Source organism: Streptomyces sp. NPDC059355, assembly GCF_042752335.1.
In the GTDB taxonomy this organism is placed as follows: Bacteria; Actinomycetota; Actinomycetes; order Streptomycetales; family Streptomycetaceae; genus Streptomyces.
Genome location: NZ_JBHYXN010000124.1, coordinates 1 through 1,110, shown reverse-complemented (window position 1 = coordinate 1,110; position 1,110 = coordinate 1). Strand labels below are relative to the sequence as shown.

The window sequence follows — 1,110 nt, the reverse complement described above, 5'->3', positions numbered from 1 at the left end:
GTGAGGAACCGGTCCTACCGCGCGTGACGGTCCTCCGTGCCGCCCCGACCCCCTGCCGATCCGGCCGGGGGCCGGGACGGTCGCTGTGGTCGCTCATCATCGCGAGCACGAGAGGAGCTGGGCGTCATGGCCAAGGACTACTTCGAGGTGGACGTCCCCATACGGAACACCGAATCGCCGGGCCTGCGTGGCGTGCACGTCTTCACCGGCAGGGCCGACAGCGGCACCGCCGCCATCAAGGCCGCCCACGAGGTCTACGACGCCGCCCGCGCCGCGGCGGAAGCCGGACGCGAAATCCGCCACGGGCGCCCGGACGGCTGAGGCGCCTGAGGCTACCGGCCCGGCTGGGAGCACGACTGGCCCGCCGCGAAGGCCGGCCCCTGGAAGAGCCTGTACAGCTGCACCCGCCAGCCCTTCAAGCTGTAGCTCTGCCCCGGGGCAGACGCACAGGGTGTCCAATCCAAGTGCCTGCCCCGGGCCCTCCATCCCGTACGAGACGAGACAGAGACCCAAGTTTGTCGCCCCACCGCGACGTCGACCACGCCCTCGCCTACCCCGAACCGCCGGCCTCCGCGCTCTGGCACCGCCACGGACACAAGGCCCGGCCGATCACCCCGGCCAGCAGCGCAACTGCGAGCTGCTGCTCTCCCCGCGCACCGCCAAGACGCGGACGGATACCCGCTGATGACCAGCCCCAGACCCACCTCGCCATAGACGGCTACGTCGACGCGATCCCGGCCCCCGGCGCCAGCTGGGGCACCGCCGTCTTCGATCTGATCCACTCCCCCACCGACGCGGACCGTATCGCCCCCGATATCCCGGACACCGTGTACGCCTGCAGCACCGCCGACCCGCGCATCACCGACGTGCTGCTGCGCGAGACCCAGCCCGGCCCCTTTCGCGTTCGGTGGTGGGCCGACGAACTTGTGGCAGGCGCTAGGAGTCGAGCTCGGCCTCTAGCTCCTTGATCTTGCCGCTGGTGCTCACGACGGCGCTGACTTTGCTGTCGCCGGGTGCCTCGGCAGCGCGGGCTGCCTTCATGAACATCTCGAGCTCGTCGAGCGTCATGTTTTTCTCTTCACCCTGTGAACTTCAGCGTTTTTTGCATGA

At 69.5% G+C, this 1,110-nt stretch carries 2 protein-coding genes; one reads left to right on the top strand and one right to left on the bottom strand.

Features of this window, described 5'->3' with window-relative positions; all coding sequences use genetic code 11:
- Nucleotides 1-126 precede the first annotated feature (126 nt).
- Entirely contained in the window at nucleotides 127-321 is a 195-nt protein-coding gene (locus ACFXGI_RS38810; RefSeq protein WP_384717828.1) for a hypothetical protein, read from the top strand.
- 615 nt (nucleotides 322-936) lie between these two features.
- Here the strand turns inward: ACFXGI_RS38810 and ACFXGI_RS38805 are convergent.
- Nucleotides 937-1,068: a hypothetical protein gene (locus tag ACFXGI_RS38805; RefSeq protein ID WP_384717825.1), complete on the bottom strand. Its 132-nt coding sequence runs from the start codon at nucleotides 1,066-1,068 to the stop codon at nucleotides 937-939.
- Between the last annotated feature and the right edge of the window lie 42 nt (nucleotides 1,069-1,110).